A 19,681-nucleotide genomic window follows, 5' to 3' on the forward strand; every position below is an offset into this window, starting at 1 on the left:
GAGCCTCAGCTGCGGAGCAGCTTCTCGGCGGTGGCCTCGTCGGTGATCAGCCCGTTCACCAGCCGGCCGGTCAGCGCGGCGCGGATCGCCCCGACCTTGGCCGGCCCCACGGCGAGGCCGACCACCGGTCGCTTCGGCGGGCGCGGCAGGGGGGCCGAGGCGACGCGGCTGTTGTGGTCGCACTCCATCACCCGACCCTCGCTGTCGTAGATCCAGCTGGTGATCTCGCCCGCGGCACCCTCGGCCACCAGCCGGCTCAGGTCATCGGCCTCGATGAAGCCGTCGAGCAGCATCGGCGCGGTCGGGTCGAGCTGGCCGATGCCGACCAGCGTGAGATCGGCGCGCGCGCACAGGTCGAGCGTGTTGCGCACCGCTTCCTGCCGCAGCATCAGCTGCAGCTCGTCCGGGTCCCGCACGAGAACGGGAAGCGGGTAGGGGTAGTGCCGCGCGCCCACGCGCTCGGCCATCCGGATCACCGCGTTGTAGGGCGTGGCGGAGCCGTCCGATGTCATGTTGCCAAGCAGCGAGACGATGCGGTGATGCGGGCAGTCCATGCGCGGCAGCTGCTCGACGCAGGCTCTGAGCGCGCGGCCGGTGCCCAGCGCGACGATCTTCTCCTCGGGGCTCTTCAGCACGCGCTCCAGCTCGGCCGCCGCGGCGATGGCCATGCCGGTCAGAAGCTCGGGCGCGGTCGGATCGGTGGGCACCACCTCCGTCAGCGACAGGCCGAAGCGCTCGCGCAGCGCGCCCGACAGGTCCATGCAGCGGGCGATGGGGTGGTCGAGCCGCACCTTGATCAGCTTTTCAGAGACGGCGAGCGACACGAGGCGCTGCGCCGACTGGCGCGACACGCCGAGCTTTTTGGCGATCTCGTCCTGCGTGTTGCCGGCGACGTAGTACAGCCAGCCGGCCCGCGCCGCGTCGTCGAGGCGGGTGGTTTCGGGGGTGAAGCGCGACTGACTCATGCCACCGTTTCCGGATGCAGCCGGTCGAGCAGCGCGTCGAGGGCCGACCAGTCGGCCAGCACCGGCAGGGCCGGGTCGTGGCGCAGCGTCGCCCCGGCGAGGTGGCTGCCGCCGGTGAAGCGGACCGCCGTCATCCCCGCCGCGGCCGCCGCCTCGAGACCCGGCAGGCTGTCCTCGATCACCAGCGTGCGCCCCGGCCGCGCCCCCATCCGCGCGGCTGCGAAGAGGAACAGGTCGGGCGCGGGCTTGCCCCGCTCCACCTGGCTTGCGGTGAAGACATGCGGCAGGGCGGTCGTGAGCCCGACGATCTCGAGCGAGCGGGTGACGCGCGGCGGCGAGGACGAGGTGGCGACGCAGGCCGGCACGCCACGATCGGCCAGCGCGGCCAGCGCCGCGGCGATGCCGGGCATCGGCTCCAGCGCCGTCTCGAAGCGTTCGAGAAGCCGCGCCCTGTATCGCGCCTCGAAATCCGGCCCGAGATCGAGGCCCAGGGTTTCGCGGATGTGCCGGGCCACCACAGGGAAGCTGCGGCCCAGGAAATTGCGCCGGACGTGATCGAAGCTGATCGTCGCGCCCTCCTCGGTCAAAAGCTCGATCAGCAACTCGGCGCTCAGGACCTCGCTGTCGATCAGCACGCCGTCGCAGTCGAATATGACCAGATCCCAGTCGCTCTGCATGCGCCCCTCCGTTGCTGCCATCCGCGCCCCCTCCGGTTCCGGTTCAAGATGCCACAGTTGTGGGCATTTGCCCATAGCGTGAGCGGGTGCGCCCGGCTTGACCATCCCCGATCGATCTTCCACCCCTGTGCGCGAGGAGACTGCGGGAGGCAAGGATGAACGGCTGGGATTTCTGGATCGACCGGGGCGGCACCTTCACCGACGTGGTGGGACGCGACCCGGACGGCGCGCTGCATCCGCTCAAGCTGCTCTCCGACAACCTTGAGGCCTACGAGGACGCGGCGATCGAGGGCATCCGCCGGCTGCTTGGGGGGCGCATCGATCCGACCCGGATCGGCACGGTGAAGATGGGCACCACGGTCGCGACCAATGCCCTGCTGGAGCGCAAGGGCGACCGCACCGCGCTGCTGATCACCCGGGGTTTCCGCGACGCGCTGCGCATCGCCTACCAGGCCCGGCCCGACATCTTCGCCAAGGAGATCCTTCTGCCCGAGCAGCTGTACGAGCGGGTGATCGAGGTGGAGGAGCGACTGCGCGCCGACGGCACGGTCGAGACGCCGCTCGATGCCGAGGCGCTGCGCCCGGAGCTGGAGCGGCTGCGCGACGACGGCATCGACGCGGTGGCGATCGTGCTGATGCACGCCTGGCGCAGCCCCGAGCACGAGGTCGCGCTGGCCGAGATGGTGCGCGGCATGGGCTTTTCACAGGTCTCGGTCAGCCACGAGGTCTCGCCGTTGATGAAGCTGGTGGGACGGGGCGACACCACGGTGGTCGACGCCTATCTCTCGCCGATCCTGCGGCGCTACGTGGCGCGGGTGGCGGGTGCGCTGGGCGCGACGCCCTCGGGCGAGGCGGGCCCGACGCTGCAGTTCATGATGTCGTCGGGCGGCATGACGGCGGCCGAGGCCTTCGAGGGCAAGGATGCGATCCTCTCGGGCCCCGCGGGCGGCGTGGTCGGTATGGTCGAGACCGCGCGCGCGGCCGGCTGGGAGAAGGTGATCGGCTTCGACATGGGCGGCACCTCGACCGACGTGGCGCATTGCGCGGGCGAATACGAGCGCGCCTTCGACACCGAGGTCGCGGGCGTCCGCATCCGCGCGCCGATGATGCAGATCCACACCGTCGCGGCGGGCGGCGGCTCGGTGCTGCACCCCGACCCGGGCCGGTTTCGCGTCGGGCCCGACAGCGCCGGGGCCGATCCGGGGCCGCTCTGCTACCGCCGTGGCGGGCCTCTCACCGTGACCGACGCGAACGTCATGCTCGGCAAGCTGCAGCCCGGCCTTTTCCCGGCGATCTTCGGCTCCGGACAAGACCAGCCGCTCGACCGCGACGGCGTCGCCGCGGCCTTCGCCGAGATCGCGGGCGACCGCAGCCCCGAGGAGGCGGCCGAGGGCTTCGTGCGTATCGCGGTCGAGAACATGGCCAACGCCATCAAGAAGATCTCGGTGCAGCGCGGCCACGACGTGACGCGCTACCTGCTCAACTCCTTCGGCGGCGCGGGCGGCCAGCATGCCTGCCTCGTCGCCGACGCGCTGGGCATGGAGGCGGTGCTGGTGCACCCGCTCTCGGGCCTGCTTTCAGCCTACGGGATCGGCCTCGCCACCGTCTCGGTCGCGCGCCAGCAGGGGCTGGTCGAGCCGCTCGACGAGACGACGCGCCCGGCGCTCGACCGGGTGATCGCGGATCTGACCGCGCAGGTCGGGGCCGAGCTGGCCGGGCAGGGGGTCGCGGGCGAAAGCTACGCCACCCGCCTGCACCTGCGCTACGAGGGCACCGACACGGCGCTGCAGGTCGGATATGTCGGCGACATGGCGGCGGCGCGCACCGCCTTCGAGGCCGCGCATGACGCGCAGTTCGGCTTCCTCAGCCCCGAGCGGGCGCTGGTGATCGAGGCGGTCGAGGTCGAGGGCACCGAGCCGCCGCATGCCGTGGCCGAGAGCGGGGGCGATGCGCCCGAGCGCGGCCATGCGGCGGCGGAGGAGACCGCGCGCTTCTTCTCGAACGGCGCGTGGCACGATGCGCGAGTGCATCGCCGCGCCGATATCGCGCCCGGCCACGAGATGCGCGGCCCCGCGCTGATCATCGAGCCGAACCAGACCATCGTGGTCGAGCCCGGCTGGACCGCGCGGCTGACCGCCCGCGACGACATCCTGCTCGCCCGCCACGAGGCGGCGCAGCGGCAGAGGGCGGCCGGCACCGAGGCCGACCCGATCCTGCTCGAGGTGTTCAACAACCTCTTCATGAACATCGCCGAGCAGATGGGCGTGGCGCTGCAGAACACCGCGCAGTCGGTCAACATCAAGGAGCGGCTCGACTTCTCCTGCGCGGTGTTCGACCGCGACGGCGCGCTGGTCGCCAACGCACCGCACATGCCGGTGCATCTCGGCAGCATGGACCGCTCGGTCGAGGCGGTGATCCGGCAAAACGCCACGATCCGCCCCGGCGACGTCTTCGCGCTGAACGCGCCCTACAACGGCGGCACGCATCTGCCCGACATCACCGTCGTCTCGCCGGTCTTCGACGACGCGGGCCGCGAGATCCTGTTCTGGACCGCCAGCCGCGGCCACCACGCCGATGTTGGCGGCACCGCACCCGGCTCGATGACGCCGCTCGCCACGACCGTGGACGAGGAAGGCGTGCTGATCGACAATTTCCACCTCGTGGACCAAGGCAGCTTCCGCGAGGAGGCGCTGCACCGCCTGCTGACCGAGCACCCCTATCCCTGCCGCAACTCGGGCCAGAACATCGCCGACCTCAAGGCGCAGGTCGCGGCCAACGCCCGTGGCGCGGCGGAGCTGCGCCGGATGGTGGCCGAGTTCGGGCTCGACGTGGTGCGCGCCTATATGGGCCACGTGCAGGACAACGCCGCCGAGGAAGTGGCGCGGCTGGTCGGGCGGCTGTCGGATTGCGAGTGCGACTACGAGACCGACAGCGGGCAGGTGATCCGGGTGCGGATCACCGTCGACCGCGAGGCGCGGCGCGCGCGCGTCGATTTCACCGGCACGTCCGAGGCGCGCGAGAACAACTTCAACGCGCCCGAGCCGGTGGCCCGCGCCGCCGTGCTCTACGTGTTCCGCGTGATGTGCGAGCAGCACATCCCGATGAACGCGGGCTGCCTGCGGCCGATCGAGATCGTGATCCCCGAAGGCTCGATGCTGCGGCCCGCCTATCCGCGTGCGGTGGTGGCCGGCAATGTCGAGACCTCGCAGCACGTCACCAACGCGCTGTTCCAGGCGCTGGGCGCGCTGGCCAATGCCCAAGGAACCATGAACAACCTCACCTTCGGCAACGACCGGCACCAGTATTACGAGACGATCTGCTCGGGCAGCCCGGCGGGGCGCATGAATGACGGGGCGGGCTTCGCCGGGACATCGGGCGTGCACACCCACATGACCAACTCGCGGCTGACCGATCCCGAGGTGCTCGAGACCCGCTTCCCGGTGCTCTTGGAGGAATTCGGCCTGCGGCCCGGCTCGGGCGGGCAGGGCGCGTTCCCGGGCGGCGACGGCACGCGCCGGGTGCTGCGCTTCCTCGAGGAGATGGACATGTCGATCCTGTCCTCGCACCGCCACCGCCCGCCGCAGGGCATCGACGGCGGCGGGGCGGGGCAGACGGGGCGCACCGAGGTGCGGCGCCTCGACGGCACGGTCGAGACGCTCGCCAACTGCGCCCAGACGCGGCTGCAGGCGGGCGAGGCGGTGATCGTCACCACGCCGACGCCGGGCGGGGCCGGGACGACCGGCTGACGCGGTCCCGGAATTGGCCCGCGTGCCATACGCGTCGAAGGACAGGTGAAGGAGGCGCTGCCCCTTCACCTGTCCGGAATTGCGCATGGCGCGCACGCATCGGCCCGTGCCGCCTCACGGTTTCGCGCGGCCTGCATGGTCATTCCCCCGGCGCGGCCCTATGATCGGGCCGAGGCATCCAACGGGCGAACGCCATGCACGACACCGATATCGCGCGCGCCGATCCGGCCGAGCTGATCGCCTGCCCGCAATGCGACGCGCTCTACCGCGCGCGGATGCCCGAGCATGGCGCCCGCGCGGTCTGCGCGCGCTGCCACACCGTGCTGATCGCGCCCAAGCGGCGCGCCGGCATGACCATCATCATGCTCGCCGCCGCGGTGCTGGTGCTGGTGCTGGGCGCGGTCTGGTTCCCCTTCCTCAAGATCAGCCGGCAGGGCTTCGTCAACGAGGCGACCCTGCTCGACGCGGCGATGAGCTTCACCGGGGGGCCGCTCCTGGTGCTGTCGCTCGCCGTGACCGCCTTGATCGTGCTGGTGCCGCTGGCCCGCGCGGTGCTGACCATCTACGTTCTGGCCCCGGTGGTCTTCGACCGGCCGCCGCCGCCCGGCGCGTTGCGGCTCTTCGCGCTGTCCGAGGCGCTCAGGCCCTGGTCGATGGCCGAGATCTTCGCGCTGGGCTGCGCCGTGGCGCTGGTCAAGGTGGCCGACCTCGCGCAGCTCAGCTTCGGCCCGGCCTTCTGGATGTTCGCGGCGCTGGTCTTCCTCACCGTGATCCAGGACCGCTGGATGTGCCGCTGGTCGGTCTGGCACGCGCTGGAGCAGGGCCAGGCCGCGCGCCGCGAAAGGGCCCCGGCATGAGCGGCGCGCCGCATCTGCTCACGGCCCGCGAGGCGGGGCTCGTCTCCTGCACGCGCTGCACCCGGGTCTGGCCCGCGGGAACGTCCGCCTGCGGCCGTTGCGGCAAGCCGCTGGTGTCGCGCGACGGCTACAGCCTCAGCCGGGTCTGGGCGTGGTGGATCGCCGGGCTGATGTGCTACTTCCCGGCCAATCTCTACCCGATGCTGCGCACGCAGGTGCTTTTCACCGTCTCCGAGGACACCATCGTCGGCGGCGCGATCGAACTCGCGAAATACGGGTCCTACTTCGTGGCGCTGATCATCCTGATCGCCTCCGTGGCGATCCCGATCGGCAAGTTCGTGGCCATCGCCTGGCTGGCGGTGTCGGTCCGGCGCGGCAGCCGCGCGCGGCCGCAATCGCGCCACAGGCTCTACGAAATCGTGGAGTATATCGGCCGCTGGTCGATGATAGACGTCTTCGTGGTTGCGATCCTGACGGCGCTCGTGCAGTTGAACATTGCCGCCTCGATCAAGCCGGGCCCGGCGGCGCTCGCTTTCGCGCTATCGGTGATCTTCACGATGCTTTCCGCCCAAGCCTTCGATCCGCGCCTGATCTGGGACCGCGACACCTCCGACGACGGGACCGACCGCGCGTGAGCGACGGGCCGCCAGAAGTGCCGCTCGAGGCGGGGCGGCGTCCGCTGCGCGAACGGGTCTCGGTCGTCTGGCTGGTGCCGGCCGGCGCTCTGGCCGTGGCGCTGGGCATCGCTTGGCAGCAATGGTCGCAGCAGGGCCCGCTGATCGAGGTGATCTTCGACGACGCCGCGGGCGTGATGGCCAACGAGACCGAGCTGCGCTTCCGCGACGTGGCCGTGGGCATCGTCGAGGAGGTGGGCTTCACCGAGAACCTCGAACAGGTCCGCGTGTCGATCCGCGTCGACAAGGGCGTGGCCGAGTACATCGACGAGGCCGCCGATTTCTGGGTCGTGCGCCCCGAGGTCACGACGGAAGGGGTGAGCGGGCTCGAGACGGTGCTCTCGGGCGTCTACATCCGCGGCCAGTGGGACACCGAGGCCGGCGGCACCGCGCGCCGCTTCGAAGGCCTGCCGCGCGCGCCGCTGCTGGGGCCCGACCAGGACGGCATCGAGATCGTCATGCGGGCCAGCGAAGGCGTGCTCTCGGGCAACAGCCCGATCCTCTACAAGGGCGTCGAGGCGGGGCGCATCGGCGAGGCGGGCGTGTCGACCGACGGCTTCTACGTCGAGGCGCCGGCGGTGATCTACGCGCCCTACGACACGCTGGTGACGGAGACCACGCGGTTCTGGGACACCTCTGGCTTTTCGGTCAAGATCGGCACCGGCGGCGCCGAGATCGACTTCGACTCGGTCGCGGCGCTGCTCGCGGGCGGGCTGGCCTTCGACACCTTCGTCTCGGGCGCGACGCTGGCGGAAGACGGCCAGACCTTCGAGGTCTACGATTCCGAGGAGACGGCCCGCAACTCGGTGTTCAACACGCCGGACGGACCCTCGCTCAATCTCGTCGCGGTGTTCGACGGCAACGTCTCCGGCCTCGCCGTCGGCGCGCCGGTCGAGCTTGACGGGGTGCGGATCGGCTCCGTCTCCGGCCTCAACGGTCTCGTGGACGAGCAGCGCTTCGGCGATCGCGGCGTGCGGCTGCAGACGGTTCTGACGATCCTGCCCTCGCGGCTCGGCATGGCCGAGGAGGGCGGTGTCGAGCGGGCGCTGCAATACTTCATCGACGAGGTCGAGGAGGGGCTGCGCGCACGTCTGGTGACCGGCTCGATCCTGACCGGCGGCCTCAAGGTGCAGCTGCTCGACGTGCCCGGCGTCGAGCCGGACGTGCTCGACCCCGACGCGCTGCCCTATCCGGCCATTCCGGTCACGCAAAGCGAGATCTCCGACGTGCAGGCCACCGCGCAGGGCACGCTCGACCGGATCAACAACCTGCCGATCGAGGAGCTTCTCGCCTCGGCCACGAGCTTTCTCGAGAACGCCGCGCGGCTGATCGGCAGCGAGGATCTGCAACAGACCCCGGCCGATGTCCGGGCGCTTCTGGGCGATATCCGCGGCATCGTCGGCTCCGACGAGGTGCAGGCGGTGCCGGGCCAGATCGGCAGCGTGATGGGCGAGATCGAGCTTGCCGTCTCGGGCATCCGCGAGATCCTCGACGACATCCGCGCGCAGGAGGCGGTGAGCCGCATCCTCGCCGCCGTCGACAGCGCCAACGCGGTCACGGCCGATCTCGACACGGCGCTCGACGGCGTCCCCGAACTGATCGGCAACCTCAACCGCGTCGCCGAAACCGCCGCCGACCTGCCCTTCGATACCCTGCTCTCCGAGGTGTCGGGGCTGGCCGAACAGGCCCGCGCGCTGGTGGGCTCGGAGGAGACGCAGGCGCTGCCGGGCCGGGTCAACGCGCTGCTCGCAGAGCTGGAAACCGGCACCGCCGAGGCGCGGCAGCTGGTCGCCTCGCTCAACGAGGGGCAGGCCGTGACCCGTCTGCTCGAGACGGTCGATGCGGCGGGCGCGGCGGTGGCGACGCTCGACCGCTCGCTTGAGGGCGTGCCGCAGCTCGTCTCGCGGCTCGACACGCTGGCCGCTACGGCGAACGAGCTGCCGCTCGACACGCTGATGACCCGGGTGAGCGGACTGGCCGACGAGGCCCGCCGCCTGATCGGCTCCGAGGATACGCAGGCCCTGCCGGGGCGGGTCAACGCGCTGCTCGCGGAGCTGGAGACCGGCACCGCCGAGGCGCGGACGCTGATCGCCAGCCTGAACGAGGAGCAGGGCGTGACCCGGCTGCTCGACACGATCGACGCCGCCGGGCAGGCCGCCGCGACGCTGGACCGCTCGCTCGAGGGCGTGCCGCAGCTCGTCTCGCGGATCGATGCCGTCGCCGCGACCGCGCAGGAGCTGCCGCTCGAGCTGCTGTTCGACCGGGTCTCGGGGCTCGCCGACGAGGCCCGCGCGCTGATCGGCACCGAGGCCGCGCGCGAGCTGCCGGGCCGGATCGGGACGCTCGCGGGCGAACTGGAGCGCGGCGTCGCCGAGGCCCGCGAGCTTCTGGCCGAGGTCAACGAGGGCGGCGGCGGCGAGAGCCTCGTCGCGGCGATCGACAGCGCGGCGCGCGCCGCCGACTCGCTCGACCGGTCCTTCGCGGGGGTGCCGCAGCTCGTGGACAACCTCAACGCCGTCGCAGGCAAGGCCGCCGACCTGCCGCTCGAGGTGCTCGTCGCGGAGGCCACCAGCCTCGTCAACAACGCCGACCGCATCCTCGCGCAGGACACCGCCCGCGCCCTGCCGGGCGAGCTGAACGGCGCGCTGGACGAGCTGCGCCAGATCCTCGGGCAGGTGCGCGAGGGCGGCGTGGTCGAGAACGCCAACGCCACCTTCGCCTCGGCCGCCAACGCCGCCGACCAGCTGGCCGCCGCCGCCGAGAGCCTGCCCGCGCTGGTCAGCCGGGCCGAGGCGCTGCTGCTGACGGCCGATGGCACGGTGGGGGTGATCGGGGACGAGACCACCCCGGCGCTGCGCGACCTGCGCGCCGCGTTGCGCGAGGTGACACAGGCCGCCGACGCGGTGGAATCGCTCGCGCGCGCGATCGAGCGGCGCCCGAACTCGCTACTGACAGGACGCTAACCATGATGATCCGCCTGCCTCTCGCCGCGGCCCTGCTGGGTGCGCTCGCCGCCTGTGGCGGGCCCGAGACGCGCTACGCCGTGCCGCAGATCGCGCCCGAGACCCGCGTCTCGATCGCGCATGGTTCGGTCGAACTGCGCGAGATCACCCTGCCGACCTACGCCTCGCTGGAAGAGATCTTCTACGAGACGCCCGAAGGCGTGATCACCACCGCCGACGACCTCTTGTGGGCCGACGATCCGGCCCGGGCCGCGACGCTGGAGCTGAGCCGGGCGCTGCGGCTGATCACCGGCGCGCGGGTCGCCTCCGAGCCCTGGCCCTTCGACGATTTCGCCGAGGCGCGCGTCGAGGTGCGGATGGAGGAGTTCCTCGCCGACCGGCAGGGCCGCTTCCGCATCTCGGGCCAGTATTTCGTGGCCACGCGCGACGCGCTGGGCCGCGATCGGGCCGAGACCTTCACCATCGCGGTGCCGATCCCGGCCGAAACCGGCGTCGCCGGTCTCGCCGCCGCCCGCGGCGCGGCCATGACGGAGCTGGCCGAGATCATCGCGGCGGACGGGCTGCGCTGACAGGCGCGGGCCTGCGGTCGGCAGCCGGCGGGTGAGTGGAACGAAAACCTGACATTCGTTCCGCCCGTGTCGTCAGCCCCGGGTCGTGGCCAAGACCGGCGGTCGGGCTACTCTCGTGGATGCGGGCAGGCCACCCGCGCCAGGGAGGCTCGACATGGCAGAGCAGCTGTTTCGTCCCGCCGCCGGAAGCGGGCGGGTCATCGACATCACGCCCGGCGAAGACGGGCCGGCGCGGCTGGGCTTCGCGCTGTGGCGCCTGGCCGAGGGCGAGGGAGCGTCGCTGGCCACGCGCGGGCGCGCCGCGGTGCTGGTCATCGTCGAGGGGCGGGCCGAGCTCACGGCGGGGGAGGTCCGCTTCGGCGAGATGGGCGCCCGCGACGCACCCTTCGACGGCCATCCGCCCCACGCGATCTACATCCCCGCCGGCAGCGACTGGAGCGCCCGGGCGACGAGCGGCTGTGTCATCGCGCTCTGCACCGCCCCGGCCAGCCCCGGCGGCGCGCCGCGGGCGCTGGGCCCGAAGGGCCTGCATGTCACGCGGAGCGGCGAGGATGCGCTGGCTCATGGCGTGGTGACGATCGCCGAGGAGGACCGCGACCGGATCGGGCTGCGCGAGATCCTCACACCGCCGGGGCACTGGTCGCCGGGCTGGAGCGGCGAGAGCGACGAGGCGCCGGCCCGCGGGCACGAGGCCATCTTCTACCACCGGCTCGACCCGGCCGATGAGCATCTGCTGCAGCGGCTCGATGGCGGGGTGCGCGAGATCGGCGACGGGGTGGCGGGCTTCGCGCCGCGCGGCCGCGCGCCCTTTGCCGCGCCGCCCGGCGCGCGGCTCTACACGCTCGAACTGAGCCTGAGCCGCTCGGGCTGATCTGGACGCGCCCGGTGTCGCGCTAGGTGTCCGGTGCACGTCACCGGAAAGGAAACCGCCCATGCTCAATGCCTATCGCTCCGCCGAGTCCGGTCTCACTTCGATCGACGGTGTCGGCGAACTCGACCGGGCGGTCTGGATCGACCTCTTCGCCCCGGACGAGGCGGAGGCCGCGCGAGTGGCCGGGCTGGGCGTCAAGATCCCTACGCTGGAGGAGATGGAGGAGATCGAGATCTCCAACCGGCTGCACCGCGAAGGCGACTGCCAGGTGATGACCGTGATGCTGCCGGGGGCGGATGCGGGCGGCACCCGCTATTCGGGACCGGTCACCTTCATCCTGACCTCAGAGCGGCTGGTCACGGTGCGCCACCACGCGCCGCGGCCCTTCGCGACCTTCGCCGGCCGCGCCGACCGCGCCAGCGCCGGCACCGGCAGCCCGGTGCGCGTGTTTCTCGGGCTGGTCGAGGAGATCATCGCCCGGCAGGCCGACCTGCTCGAAGGCTCGGGCCGGGTGCTCGACCGGGTGGCGGCCGAGGTCTTCGGCGAGGAGGCGAGCGAGGTGGAGGCGCTGCGGCTGGCGCTGCGCGACATCGGCCGGCAGGGCGAGCTGACCGCGATGGTGCGACTGGCGCTCTTCACCATGGAGCGGATGCTCTCGACCTTCCTGGTCTGGAACAACACGATGAAGCACCGCGACCCCGTGATCGCCACCTTCACGAAGGCGCAGCTGCGCGACATCAACGCGCTCGAGGTGCATCTCGACTTCCTCAACAGCCGGGTCGGTCTGGCCACCGACGCGACGCTGGGCATGATCAACCTCGACGAGAACGCCGTTGTGCGTACGCTGTCGGTCGTCGCCGCGCTGTTCCTGCCGCCGACGCTGATCGCCTCGATCTACGGCATGAACTTCGCGCATATGCCGGAGCTGGACGAGCCCTACGCCTATTTCATCGCGCTGGCGGCGATGGTCGCGTCGGCCATCGCGACTTGGGTATGGTTCAAGGCCAAGGGCTGGCTGTGACGCCCCGCCGGACGGGCGGGGCGCCATGGCTCAGGTGATGACGTCCGGCGCGTCGCGGCCGGTCTGCGCCCGGATGCCGGCGATCTCGTCGGCCGCGGCGATGACCGGCGCGAGCGCCTCCTGCGGATCTTCCGCCAGCTTGTCCGGGTCGATCTCGAGCGCCTCGAGATAGACGCGCAGCGTCGCGCCCGCGGTGCCGGTGCCCGACAGCCGGAACACCACCCGTTCGCCGCCCGTGAAGCTGATCCGCAGCCCCTGCGCGCTGGCCCGGCTGCCATCGACCGGATCGTCGTAGGAGAACTCGTCGGCACCCTCGACCGTCAGGCCCGCGAAGCTCTGGCCCGGCAGCTGCGAGAGCTTGCCGCGCAGGCCGTCGATTAGGGCGTTGGCCTTGTCGCTCTCGACGTCCTCGTAGTCGTGGCGCGAGTAGTAGTTGCGGCCATGCTCGGTCCAGTGCTCGCGCAGGAGCTCCGCCACCGACTTGCGCGTGGCGGCGAGGATGTTGAGCCACAACAGCACTGCCCAGAGGCCGTCCTTCTCGCGCACGTGGTCCGACCCGGTGCCGGCGCTTTCCTCGCCGCACAGCGTCGCCCGCCCCGCATCGAGCAGGTTGCCGAAGAACTTCCAGCCGGTCGGCGTCTCGTAGCAGTCGATGCCCTTGCTGCGGGCGACCCGGTCGACCGCCCCCGAGGTGGGCATCGAACGCGCCACGCCCTTCAGCCCGTCCTTGTAGGCCGGGGCCAGATGCGCGTGGGCGGCGAGCAGGGCGAGGCTGTCGGAGGGCGTGACGTAGACGCCGCGGCCCATGATCATGTTGCGGTCGCCGTCGCCGTCCGATGCGGCGCCGAAATCGGGGGCGTCGTCGGACATCATCGCCGCGACCAGGTCCCTGGCCCAGATCGGGTTGGGGTCGGGGTGGCCGCCGCCGAAATCCGGCGACGGGGTGGCGTTGACCACCGAGCCCGAGGCGGCGCCGAGCCGGTTCTCGAGGATCTCGACCGCGTAGGGCCCGGTCACGGCGTGCATCGCGTCGAAGCGCAGGCGGAACCCGTCCGACAGGAGGCCGCGGATCGCGTCGAAGTCGAAGATCTCCTCCATCAGCATGGCGTAGTCGGCGACCGGGTCGACCACCTCGATCTCCATGTCGCCGAGATGCTGAAGGCCGGGCGAGGTCAGGTCGACATCCTGCGCCTCGAGGATCCTGTAGCGGGTGAGGCCCTGCGTCGCGGCATAGATCTTGTCGGTCACGCTCTCGGGGGCGGGGCCGCCGTTCGGCGTGTTGTACTTGAGGCCGAAATCGGCGTCGGGGCCACCGGGGTTGTGGCTGGCCGACAGGATCAGGCCGCCATCGGTGCCGCGCTTGCGGATCAGGTGCGAGGCGGCGGGGGTCGAAAGCAGCGCCTCCTGGCCGACGATGACGCGGCGCGCGCCGTTGGCGGCGGCCATGCGCAGGATCACCTGCGCGGCGCGGTCGTTGAAGTGCCGACCGTCGCCGCCCAGCACCAGGGTCTTGCCCTCGATCCCGCCGATGCCGTCGAAGATCGACTGCACGTAGTTCTCGAGGAAATGCGACTCCTTGAACACGCGGGTCTTCTTGCGCAACCCGCTGGTACCGGGCTTCTGGCCCTGGATCGGCTTCGTCTCAACGGTGATCGGTTCCACTGTCACGCTCCTCCAATTCGGTCCTCTCCGCGCCTTCCGCCGGCTCGAGGACCATGACGACGACCGAACGGCCCCGGATCCGGGTCCGGCCGGTCTGCGGCTCGGGGTCCGCCAGCGGGCGGGCGCTGTCGATATGCCGGACCCAGACATAGTCCGATGGCGGGTCCGGAAGTTCCACGAAAACCGGACCGCCGCCATTGATGACCGCGAAGAGCGCGTATTCCAGCGCGGCGTAGTCCGGCGTGCCCGAGGCGGTGCGCATCTCGAAGGCCAGAAGCCTGCGGGCGGGGTCGGCCCAGTCGTGCTCGGACATCGGCCTTCCGTCGGCGCGGCGCCAGAACAGGTCCGGCCGGGCGTCGATCTGGCGGCTCTGGGCATGCAGGAAGCGCTTCTGCCGCAGCACCGGATGCGCCCTGCGGAAGGCCACGAGCTTGCGCACATAGGCGAGGAAGTCGGGGTCGGTGCGGTCCCAGTTGACCCAGCCGATCGGGTTGTTCTGGCAATAGGCGTTGTTGTTGCCCTGCTGGCTGTTGCCCAGCTCGTCGCCCGCCAGAAGCATCGGCGTGCCCTGGCTGATCATCAGCGTGGTCAGCATGTTGCGCCGGCGCCGGGCGCGGGCGGCGCGGATCAGAGGATCGGCGGTCGCACCCTCGTGGCCCATGTTGTCGCTGCGGTTGTCGGAATGGCCGTCGCGGTTGTCCTCGCCATTGGCCTCGTTGTGCTTTTCGGCATAGGAGACCACGTCCATCAGCGTGAAGCCGTCATGCGCGGTCAGGAAGTTGACCGAGGTCGTGGCGGGGCGGTTGTCGTGGTCGAAACGGCGGGCCGAGCCGGCCACACGGTTGGCGAGCCGGCCGATCATGTCGGGCTCGCCGCGCCAGAAGCTGCGCACCTGGTCACGGAAGCGGTCGTTCCATTCGTGGAAGGGGGGCGGGTAGGCGCCGAGCTGGTAGCCGCCCGGCCCGATGTCCCACGGCTCGGCGATCAGCTTGACCCGGCTCAGCACCGGGTCCTGGCGGATCGCCTGGAAGAAGGGGGCGTCGCGGTCGAAGCCCTCGGCGCGGCGCCCCAGCGCGGTGCACAGGTCGAAGCGGAACCCGTCCACCCCCATCACCTCGACCCAGTAGCGCAAGGAGTCGAGGATCATCCGCAGCACCATCGGGTGCTCGGCGTTCACGGTGTTGCCGGTGCCGGTGTCGTCGATGTGGAAGCGCCGGTTCTCGGCCAGCCTGTAGTAGCTGGCATTGTCGAGCCCGCGGAAGCACAGCGTGGGGCCGAGCTGATTGCCCTCGCCCGTGTGGTTGTAGACCACGTCGAGCAGCACCTCGATCCCGGCCGCGTGGAAGCGGTCGACCATGGTGCGGAACTCGGCGATGTCGTGCCCGGCCATGTAGCGCGGCTCGGGCGCGAAGAAGCCGATCGACTGGTAGCCCCAGTAGTTGGTCAGCCCCTTCTCGACGAGGAAGCGGTCGTTGATGAAGGCATGGACCGGCAGCAGCTCGATCGCGGTGATGCCGAGCCGGCCGAGATGGTCGAGGATGCGGTCCGAGGCCAGGCCCTGGAAGCGGCCGCGATGGGCGATGTCGGGGCGGTCGGAGGTCAGGCCGGCGACATGGGCCTCGTAGATCACCGTGTCGGCCATCGCCCGGTCCGGGTGGTGCGCCGGCAGCAGCCCGCGCTGGTCGACCACGATCGCGCGCGGCATGTAGGGCGCGCTGTCCCGGGTGTCGTAGCTCAGATCCTGCAGCCGGGACCGCGTGTCGTAGCCATGCAGCGCGTCGTGCCAGATCGGGTGGCCGGTGATCTGTCGGGCATAGGGGTCGAGCAGCAGCTTGTTGGGGTTGAAGCGGTGGCCCTCCTCGGGCCGGTAGGGGCCATGGGCGCGAAACCCGTAGTGCTGCCCCGGCGCGAGGCCGGGGATGTAGCCGTGCCAGACATGGCCGTCACGCTCCGGCAGGTCGATGCGGGCGGTCTCGCGGCCGTAACGTTCGAACAGGCACAGCTGCATCCGGGTGGCATGCTGCGAGAAGACGGCGAAATTGACGCCCTCGCCGTCGAAGCTGGCTCCGAGCGGGTAGGGGCGTCCGGCGCTGATGCGGCGGCGGGGCTTCATGCCTCGGCAGTAGCATCCCGGTAGAGGGCGGCATAGGCCTTTGCCGAGACCGACCAGCCCACCGGCTGCTTCATCGCGTTGCGCTGCATCTGCGCCCAGATGTCGGGCCGGGCGTAGAGGTCGCAAAGCCGGTCGAGGGCCACCGCGAGCGGGGCGGCATCGACCGGGTGGAACTGCACGCCGGTCGCGACGCCGCGGTCGATGGCGGCGGGCGAGGCGTGGATCACCGTGTCGGCCAGGCCGCCGGTCAGCGCCACCAGCGGCACCGTACCGTAGCGCAGCCCGTAGAGCTGCGTGAGCCCGCAGGGCTCGAAGCGCGAGGGCACGAGGATCGCGTCGGCCCCGGCGATCAGCCGGTGCGAGAGCGCCTCGTCGTAGCCGATCCGGACCGAGACGTTCGGGTCATGCGCGGCCTCGCGCAGCGCGCGCTCGAGGGCGGGATCGCCCGAGCCCAGAAGCGCCAGCTGCCCGCCGCGATCGAGCAGGGCCGGCAGCGCCTCGAGCAGCAGGTCGATCCCCTTCTGGTCGGTCAGCCGCGACACCACGCAGCACAGCGGGCCCGGCGCGTCCGGCAGGCCCATCTCGGCCTGCAGCGCGGCCTTGTTGGGGCGCTTGCGGGCGGGCAGGCGGTAGGTCCGGGCGATGTGCGGGTCGGACGCGGGGGACCATGCGGTCTCGTCGATCCCGTTGAGAATGCCGGTGAGCGCCCGCCGGCGCGCACGCAGCACCCCGTCGAGCCCCATGCCGAAATCCGGGCGCAGGAGCTCGGCGGCATAGGTGGGCGACACCGTGGTCAGCCGGTCGGCGGCGACCAGACCCGCCTTCAGCGCCGAGACGCGCCCGTAATATTCGAAACCCTCGGTGGTGAAGCGGTGCCGGGGCAGCCGCAGCGCCTCGATCAGGTGCGGCTCGAACAGGCCCTGGAACGCGATGTTGTGGACCGTCATCACCGTGCGCACATTGGCGCCGCCGCTCATCTGCGCGAGGTAGTCCGGCGCGAGGCCCGCCTGCCAGTCATGGCAGTGCAGGGTGTCGGGGCGCCAGCTCTCGCCGCCCGGCGCGATGCCCTCGGCCGCGATCCGGGCCGCGATCCAGCTCAGCGCCGCGAAGCGCTGGGGGTTGTCCGGCCAGTCCCGCCCGTCCGGCCCGAGATAGATCGAGCCGGCCCGCTCGTAGAGATGCGGCGCGTCGAGCACCAGCAGGTCGAGTTCGGCGGCGCGGCCGGCGAGAACGCGCGCCGGGCCGCCGAACAGGTCGTTCTCGGTCATCACCGCCGTCGCGCCGGTCTCCAGCGCCTCGAGCACCGCCGGGTAGCCCGGCAGAAGCACCCGCATCGAGACGCCCTCGGGGCGCAGCGCCTCGGGCAGCGCCCCCACCACGTCGGCGAGGCCGCCGGTCTTGACCAGAGGCGCGCATTCGGAGGCGACCGAGAGAACCGCCGTCACGCTTCGGCCGCGCGCTTGTCGAGCATCGATTGGGTGATCAGCGTGATACCGCCGTCGGAGACGCGGAACCACTTGGCGTCCTCCTCCGGATCCTCGCCGACGACGAGGCCTTCGGGGATGTGCACGTTCGCGTCGATCACGGCGTTCTTCAGCCGGGCGTGGCGGGCGACGGTCACGTAGGGCAGCACCACGGTGTGATCGAGCACCGAGTAGGAGTTGGTGTGGACCTGCGTGTGCAGCAGCGAATTGCGCACCTCGGTGCCCGAGATGATGCAGCCGCCCGACACCATCGAGGAGACCGCCGTACCGCGGCGGGTCTTCTCGTCATGGATGAACTTGGCCGGCGGCACGCTCTCGGAGTAGGTCCAGATCGGCCAGTCGCGGTCCCACAGGTTCAGCTCGGGGTCGAAGTTGGTCAGGTCGATATTGGCCTGCCAGAAGGCGTCGACCGTGCCGACGTCGCGCCAATAGGCCTCGCGCCCCTCGGCGCGCACGCAGCTGTCGTCGAAGCGATGCGCCATCGCCTTGCCGTTCTTGACGATCTCCGGGATCAGGTCGGTGCCGAAATCGTGGCTCGAGGATTCGTCGTCGGCGTCCTTGAGCAGCAGCTCGCGCAGGTATTTCCACGAGAAGACGTAGATCCCCATCGAGGCCAGCGCCTTGTCGGGCTGGCCGGGGATGGCCGGCGGGTCCTTGGGCTTCTCGAGGAAGGACGTGATGCGGCTGTTCTCGTCGACATGCATCACGCCGAAGGCGGTCGCCTCCATGCGCGGCACGGTGAGGCAGCCCACGGTGACGTCGGCGCCGCTCTCGACATGCTGCTCGAGCATCACCTCGTAGTCCATCTTGTAGATGTGGTCGCCCGCGAGGATGACGATGTAGTCGACGTCGTAGCCGTCGACGATGTCGATGTTCTGGGTCACCGCGTCGGCGGTGCCGCGATACCACCAGCTCTCGCTCATGCGCTGCGAGGCGGGCAGGATGTCGAGGAACTCGTTGCGCTCGGCGCGGAAGAAGTTCCAGCCGCGCTGGCAGTGCCGGATCAGGCTGTGGGCCTTGTACTGCGTGGCGACCGCGATCTTGCGGATGCCGGAGTTCAGCGCGTTCGACAGGGCGAAGTCGATGATCCGGGCCTTGCCGCCGAAATAGACCGCCGGCTTCACGCGGCGGTCGGTCAGTTCCTTCAATCGCGAGCCGCGTCCGCCGGCGAGCACGAAGGCCATGGAGCGCTGTGAAAGTCTGCGGGTGGTCTGTGGCATGGCGGCGGGCCTCCCTGTCCCGGCGGGTCACGATGCACTGGTCACGCCGCGCCGCGCGCGGCCGGGCGCCGGCCGAGAGCCGCGCCCTTTACCCAGCATAAGTCACCGCGCCCTGGCGGCAATAGGCAGTTCCCACGTGAATCCGCAGAAAACTATTGACTTTCAAGGGGACGTGCAGGCTCAGACCGATTTCGGGCCGGCGGCGGCCGGCCGGGCCTCGTAGGCCGGGCCAAAGACCAGATCGGCCGGGAGTGCCCGGTCGATCACGCGCTGGGCGTTTGGCACGTCGTTGTGCATCGCCCGCTGCGTCGCGGCGGCGCGGCTCAGGTTGTGGCCGAGCCAGCGGGCGATCAGCCGGGCGCGCAGGTCGGCGATCGGCACGTCGAGATAGGCCGAGAGGTCCCACAGCCCCGCAAGCTCCGACCACGGCGCCTCGTCGAAGAGCAGGTAGTTGCCTTCGACGATCACGACCCGGGTGTCGGTCTCGACCAGCTGCGCGCCGGCGATCGCGATGTCGCGGGTGCGCTCGAACACCGGGGCGACCACCTCCTCGCCGCGCGCAAGGCGCCGCATCAGCACGATGAAGCCCCGCGCGTCGAAGGTCTCCGGCGCGCCCTTGCGCGTGCGCAGGCCGCGCGCATCGAGCAGCCGGTTGTCGAGGTGGAAGCCGTCCATCGGCACGACGCGCGAGGACAGCTTCTGGCGTTCGAGCCTGCGGCCCAGCTCCTCGGCGAGGGTGGATTTCCCGCTGCCCGGCGCGCCGGCGATGCCGACGATCACACGGGGCTTGCGGCCGGCCAGATCATGGACCCGGTCGGCCATGGCGTTGATCTGCGATGTCAGGTCGGGCAAAGCCATC

Annotated in this window: 14 protein-coding genes; 7 read left to right on the forward strand and 7 right to left on the reverse strand. The window is 71.0% G+C overall.

Features of this window, described 5'->3' with window-relative positions; genetic code table 11:
• Nucleotides 1-5: 5 nt before the first annotated feature.
• Together BLT43_RS00395 and BLT43_RS00400 are read right to left on the reverse strand one after the other, a co-directional pair.
• The gene (locus tag BLT43_RS00395) at nt 6-965 is read right to left on the reverse strand and encodes a sugar-binding transcriptional regulator (RefSeq protein ID WP_090109141.1); all 960 of its coding nucleotides are present in this window, start codon (nt 963-965) and stop codon (nt 6-8) included.
• Complete coding sequence (locus BLT43_RS00400) at nt 962-1,642, reverse strand: HAD family hydrolase (RefSeq protein WP_090109142.1); 681 nt, start codon at nt 1,640-1,642, stop codon at nt 962-964. Before BLT43_RS00400 ends, BLT43_RS00395 begins: the two co-directional genes overlap by 4 nt.
• A 155-nt stretch (nt 1,643-1,797) precedes the next feature.
• Here BLT43_RS00400 and BLT43_RS00405 point away from each other — a divergent pair, with 155 nt between their 5' ends.
• From BLT43_RS00405 to BLT43_RS00435, 7 genes are all read left to right on the forward strand, one after another.
• A complete protein-coding gene (locus BLT43_RS00405; RefSeq protein WP_090109143.1) occupies nt 1,798-5,388 on the forward strand; it encodes a hydantoinase B/oxoprolinase family protein in 3,591 nt (1,196 codons plus the stop codon).
• Between the two features lie 194 nt (nt 5,389-5,582).
• Complete coding sequence (locus BLT43_RS00410; protein WP_090109144.1) at nt 5,583-6,245, forward strand: paraquat-inducible protein A; 663 nt, start codon at nt 5,583-5,585, stop codon at nt 6,243-6,245.
• Entirely contained in the window at nt 6,242-6,880 is a 639-nt protein-coding gene (locus tag BLT43_RS00415; protein WP_090109146.1) for a paraquat-inducible protein A, read from the forward strand. Before BLT43_RS00410 ends, BLT43_RS00415 begins: the two co-directional genes overlap by 4 nt.
• On the forward strand, nt 6,877-9,882 hold the full coding sequence (locus BLT43_RS00420; protein WP_090109148.1) for an MlaD family protein: 3,006 nt from the start codon (nt 6,877-6,879) through the stop codon (nt 9,880-9,882). The genes BLT43_RS00415 and BLT43_RS00420 overlap by 4 nt, the downstream gene beginning before the upstream one ends.
• A gap of 2 nt (nt 9,883-9,884) precedes the next feature.
• Nucleotides 9,885-10,451 (forward strand): PqiC family protein, encoded by a 567-nt coding sequence (locus tag BLT43_RS00425; protein WP_090109150.1) that lies wholly within the window; start codon nt 9,885-9,887, stop codon nt 10,449-10,451.
• A gap of 154 nt (nt 10,452-10,605) precedes the next feature.
• The gene (locus BLT43_RS00430) at nt 10,606-11,322 is read left to right on the forward strand and encodes a 5-deoxy-glucuronate isomerase (protein WP_090109152.1); all 717 of its coding nucleotides are present in this window, start codon (nt 10,606-10,608) and stop codon (nt 11,320-11,322) included.
• Between the two features lie 61 nt (nt 11,323-11,383).
• Nucleotides 11,384-12,343 carry a magnesium transporter CorA family protein gene (locus BLT43_RS00435; RefSeq protein ID WP_090109154.1) on the forward strand — a complete coding sequence of 320 codons (960 nt, stop codon included), beginning with the start codon at nt 11,384-11,386 and terminating at the stop codon, nt 12,341-12,343.
• 30 nt (nt 12,344-12,373) lie between these two features.
• Here BLT43_RS00435 and BLT43_RS00440 read toward each other — a convergent pair whose 3' ends face one another.
• From BLT43_RS00440 to BLT43_RS00460, 5 genes are all read right to left on the reverse strand, one after another.
• Nucleotides 12,374-14,011: an alpha-D-glucose phosphate-specific phosphoglucomutase gene (locus tag BLT43_RS00440; RefSeq protein WP_090109155.1), complete on the reverse strand. Its 1,638-nt coding sequence runs from the start codon at nt 14,009-14,011 to the stop codon at nt 12,374-12,376.
• Nucleotides 13,986-16,118, reverse strand: coding sequence for a glycogen debranching protein GlgX (gene glgX, locus BLT43_RS00445; RefSeq protein ID WP_090109156.1), 2,133 nt, complete (start codon nt 16,116-16,118; stop codon nt 13,986-13,988). Before glgX ends, BLT43_RS00440 begins: the two co-directional genes overlap by 26 nt.
• Entirely contained in the window at nt 16,115-17,563 is a 1,449-nt protein-coding gene (glgA, locus tag BLT43_RS00450) for a glycogen synthase GlgA (protein WP_090109158.1), read from the reverse strand. The genes glgX and glgA overlap by 4 nt, the downstream gene beginning before the upstream one ends.
• Nucleotides 17,560-18,822 carry a glucose-1-phosphate adenylyltransferase gene (glgC, locus tag BLT43_RS00455; protein WP_090109160.1) on the reverse strand — a complete coding sequence of 421 codons (1,263 nt, stop codon included), beginning with the start codon at nt 18,820-18,822 and terminating at the stop codon, nt 17,560-17,562. Before glgC ends, glgA begins: the two co-directional genes overlap by 4 nt.
• Nucleotides 18,823-19,002: 180 nt before the next feature.
• Nucleotides 19,003-19,680, reverse strand: coding sequence for a nucleoside/nucleotide kinase family protein (locus BLT43_RS00460; RefSeq protein WP_207497371.1), 678 nt, complete (start codon nt 19,678-19,680; stop codon nt 19,003-19,005).
• Nucleotide 19,681 lies beyond the last annotated feature (1 nt).

The sequence above is a fragment of the Limimaricola pyoseonensis genome, assembly GCF_900102015.1.
In the GTDB taxonomy this organism is placed as follows: Bacteria; Pseudomonadota; Alphaproteobacteria; order Rhodobacterales; family Rhodobacteraceae; genus Limimaricola; species Limimaricola pyoseonensis.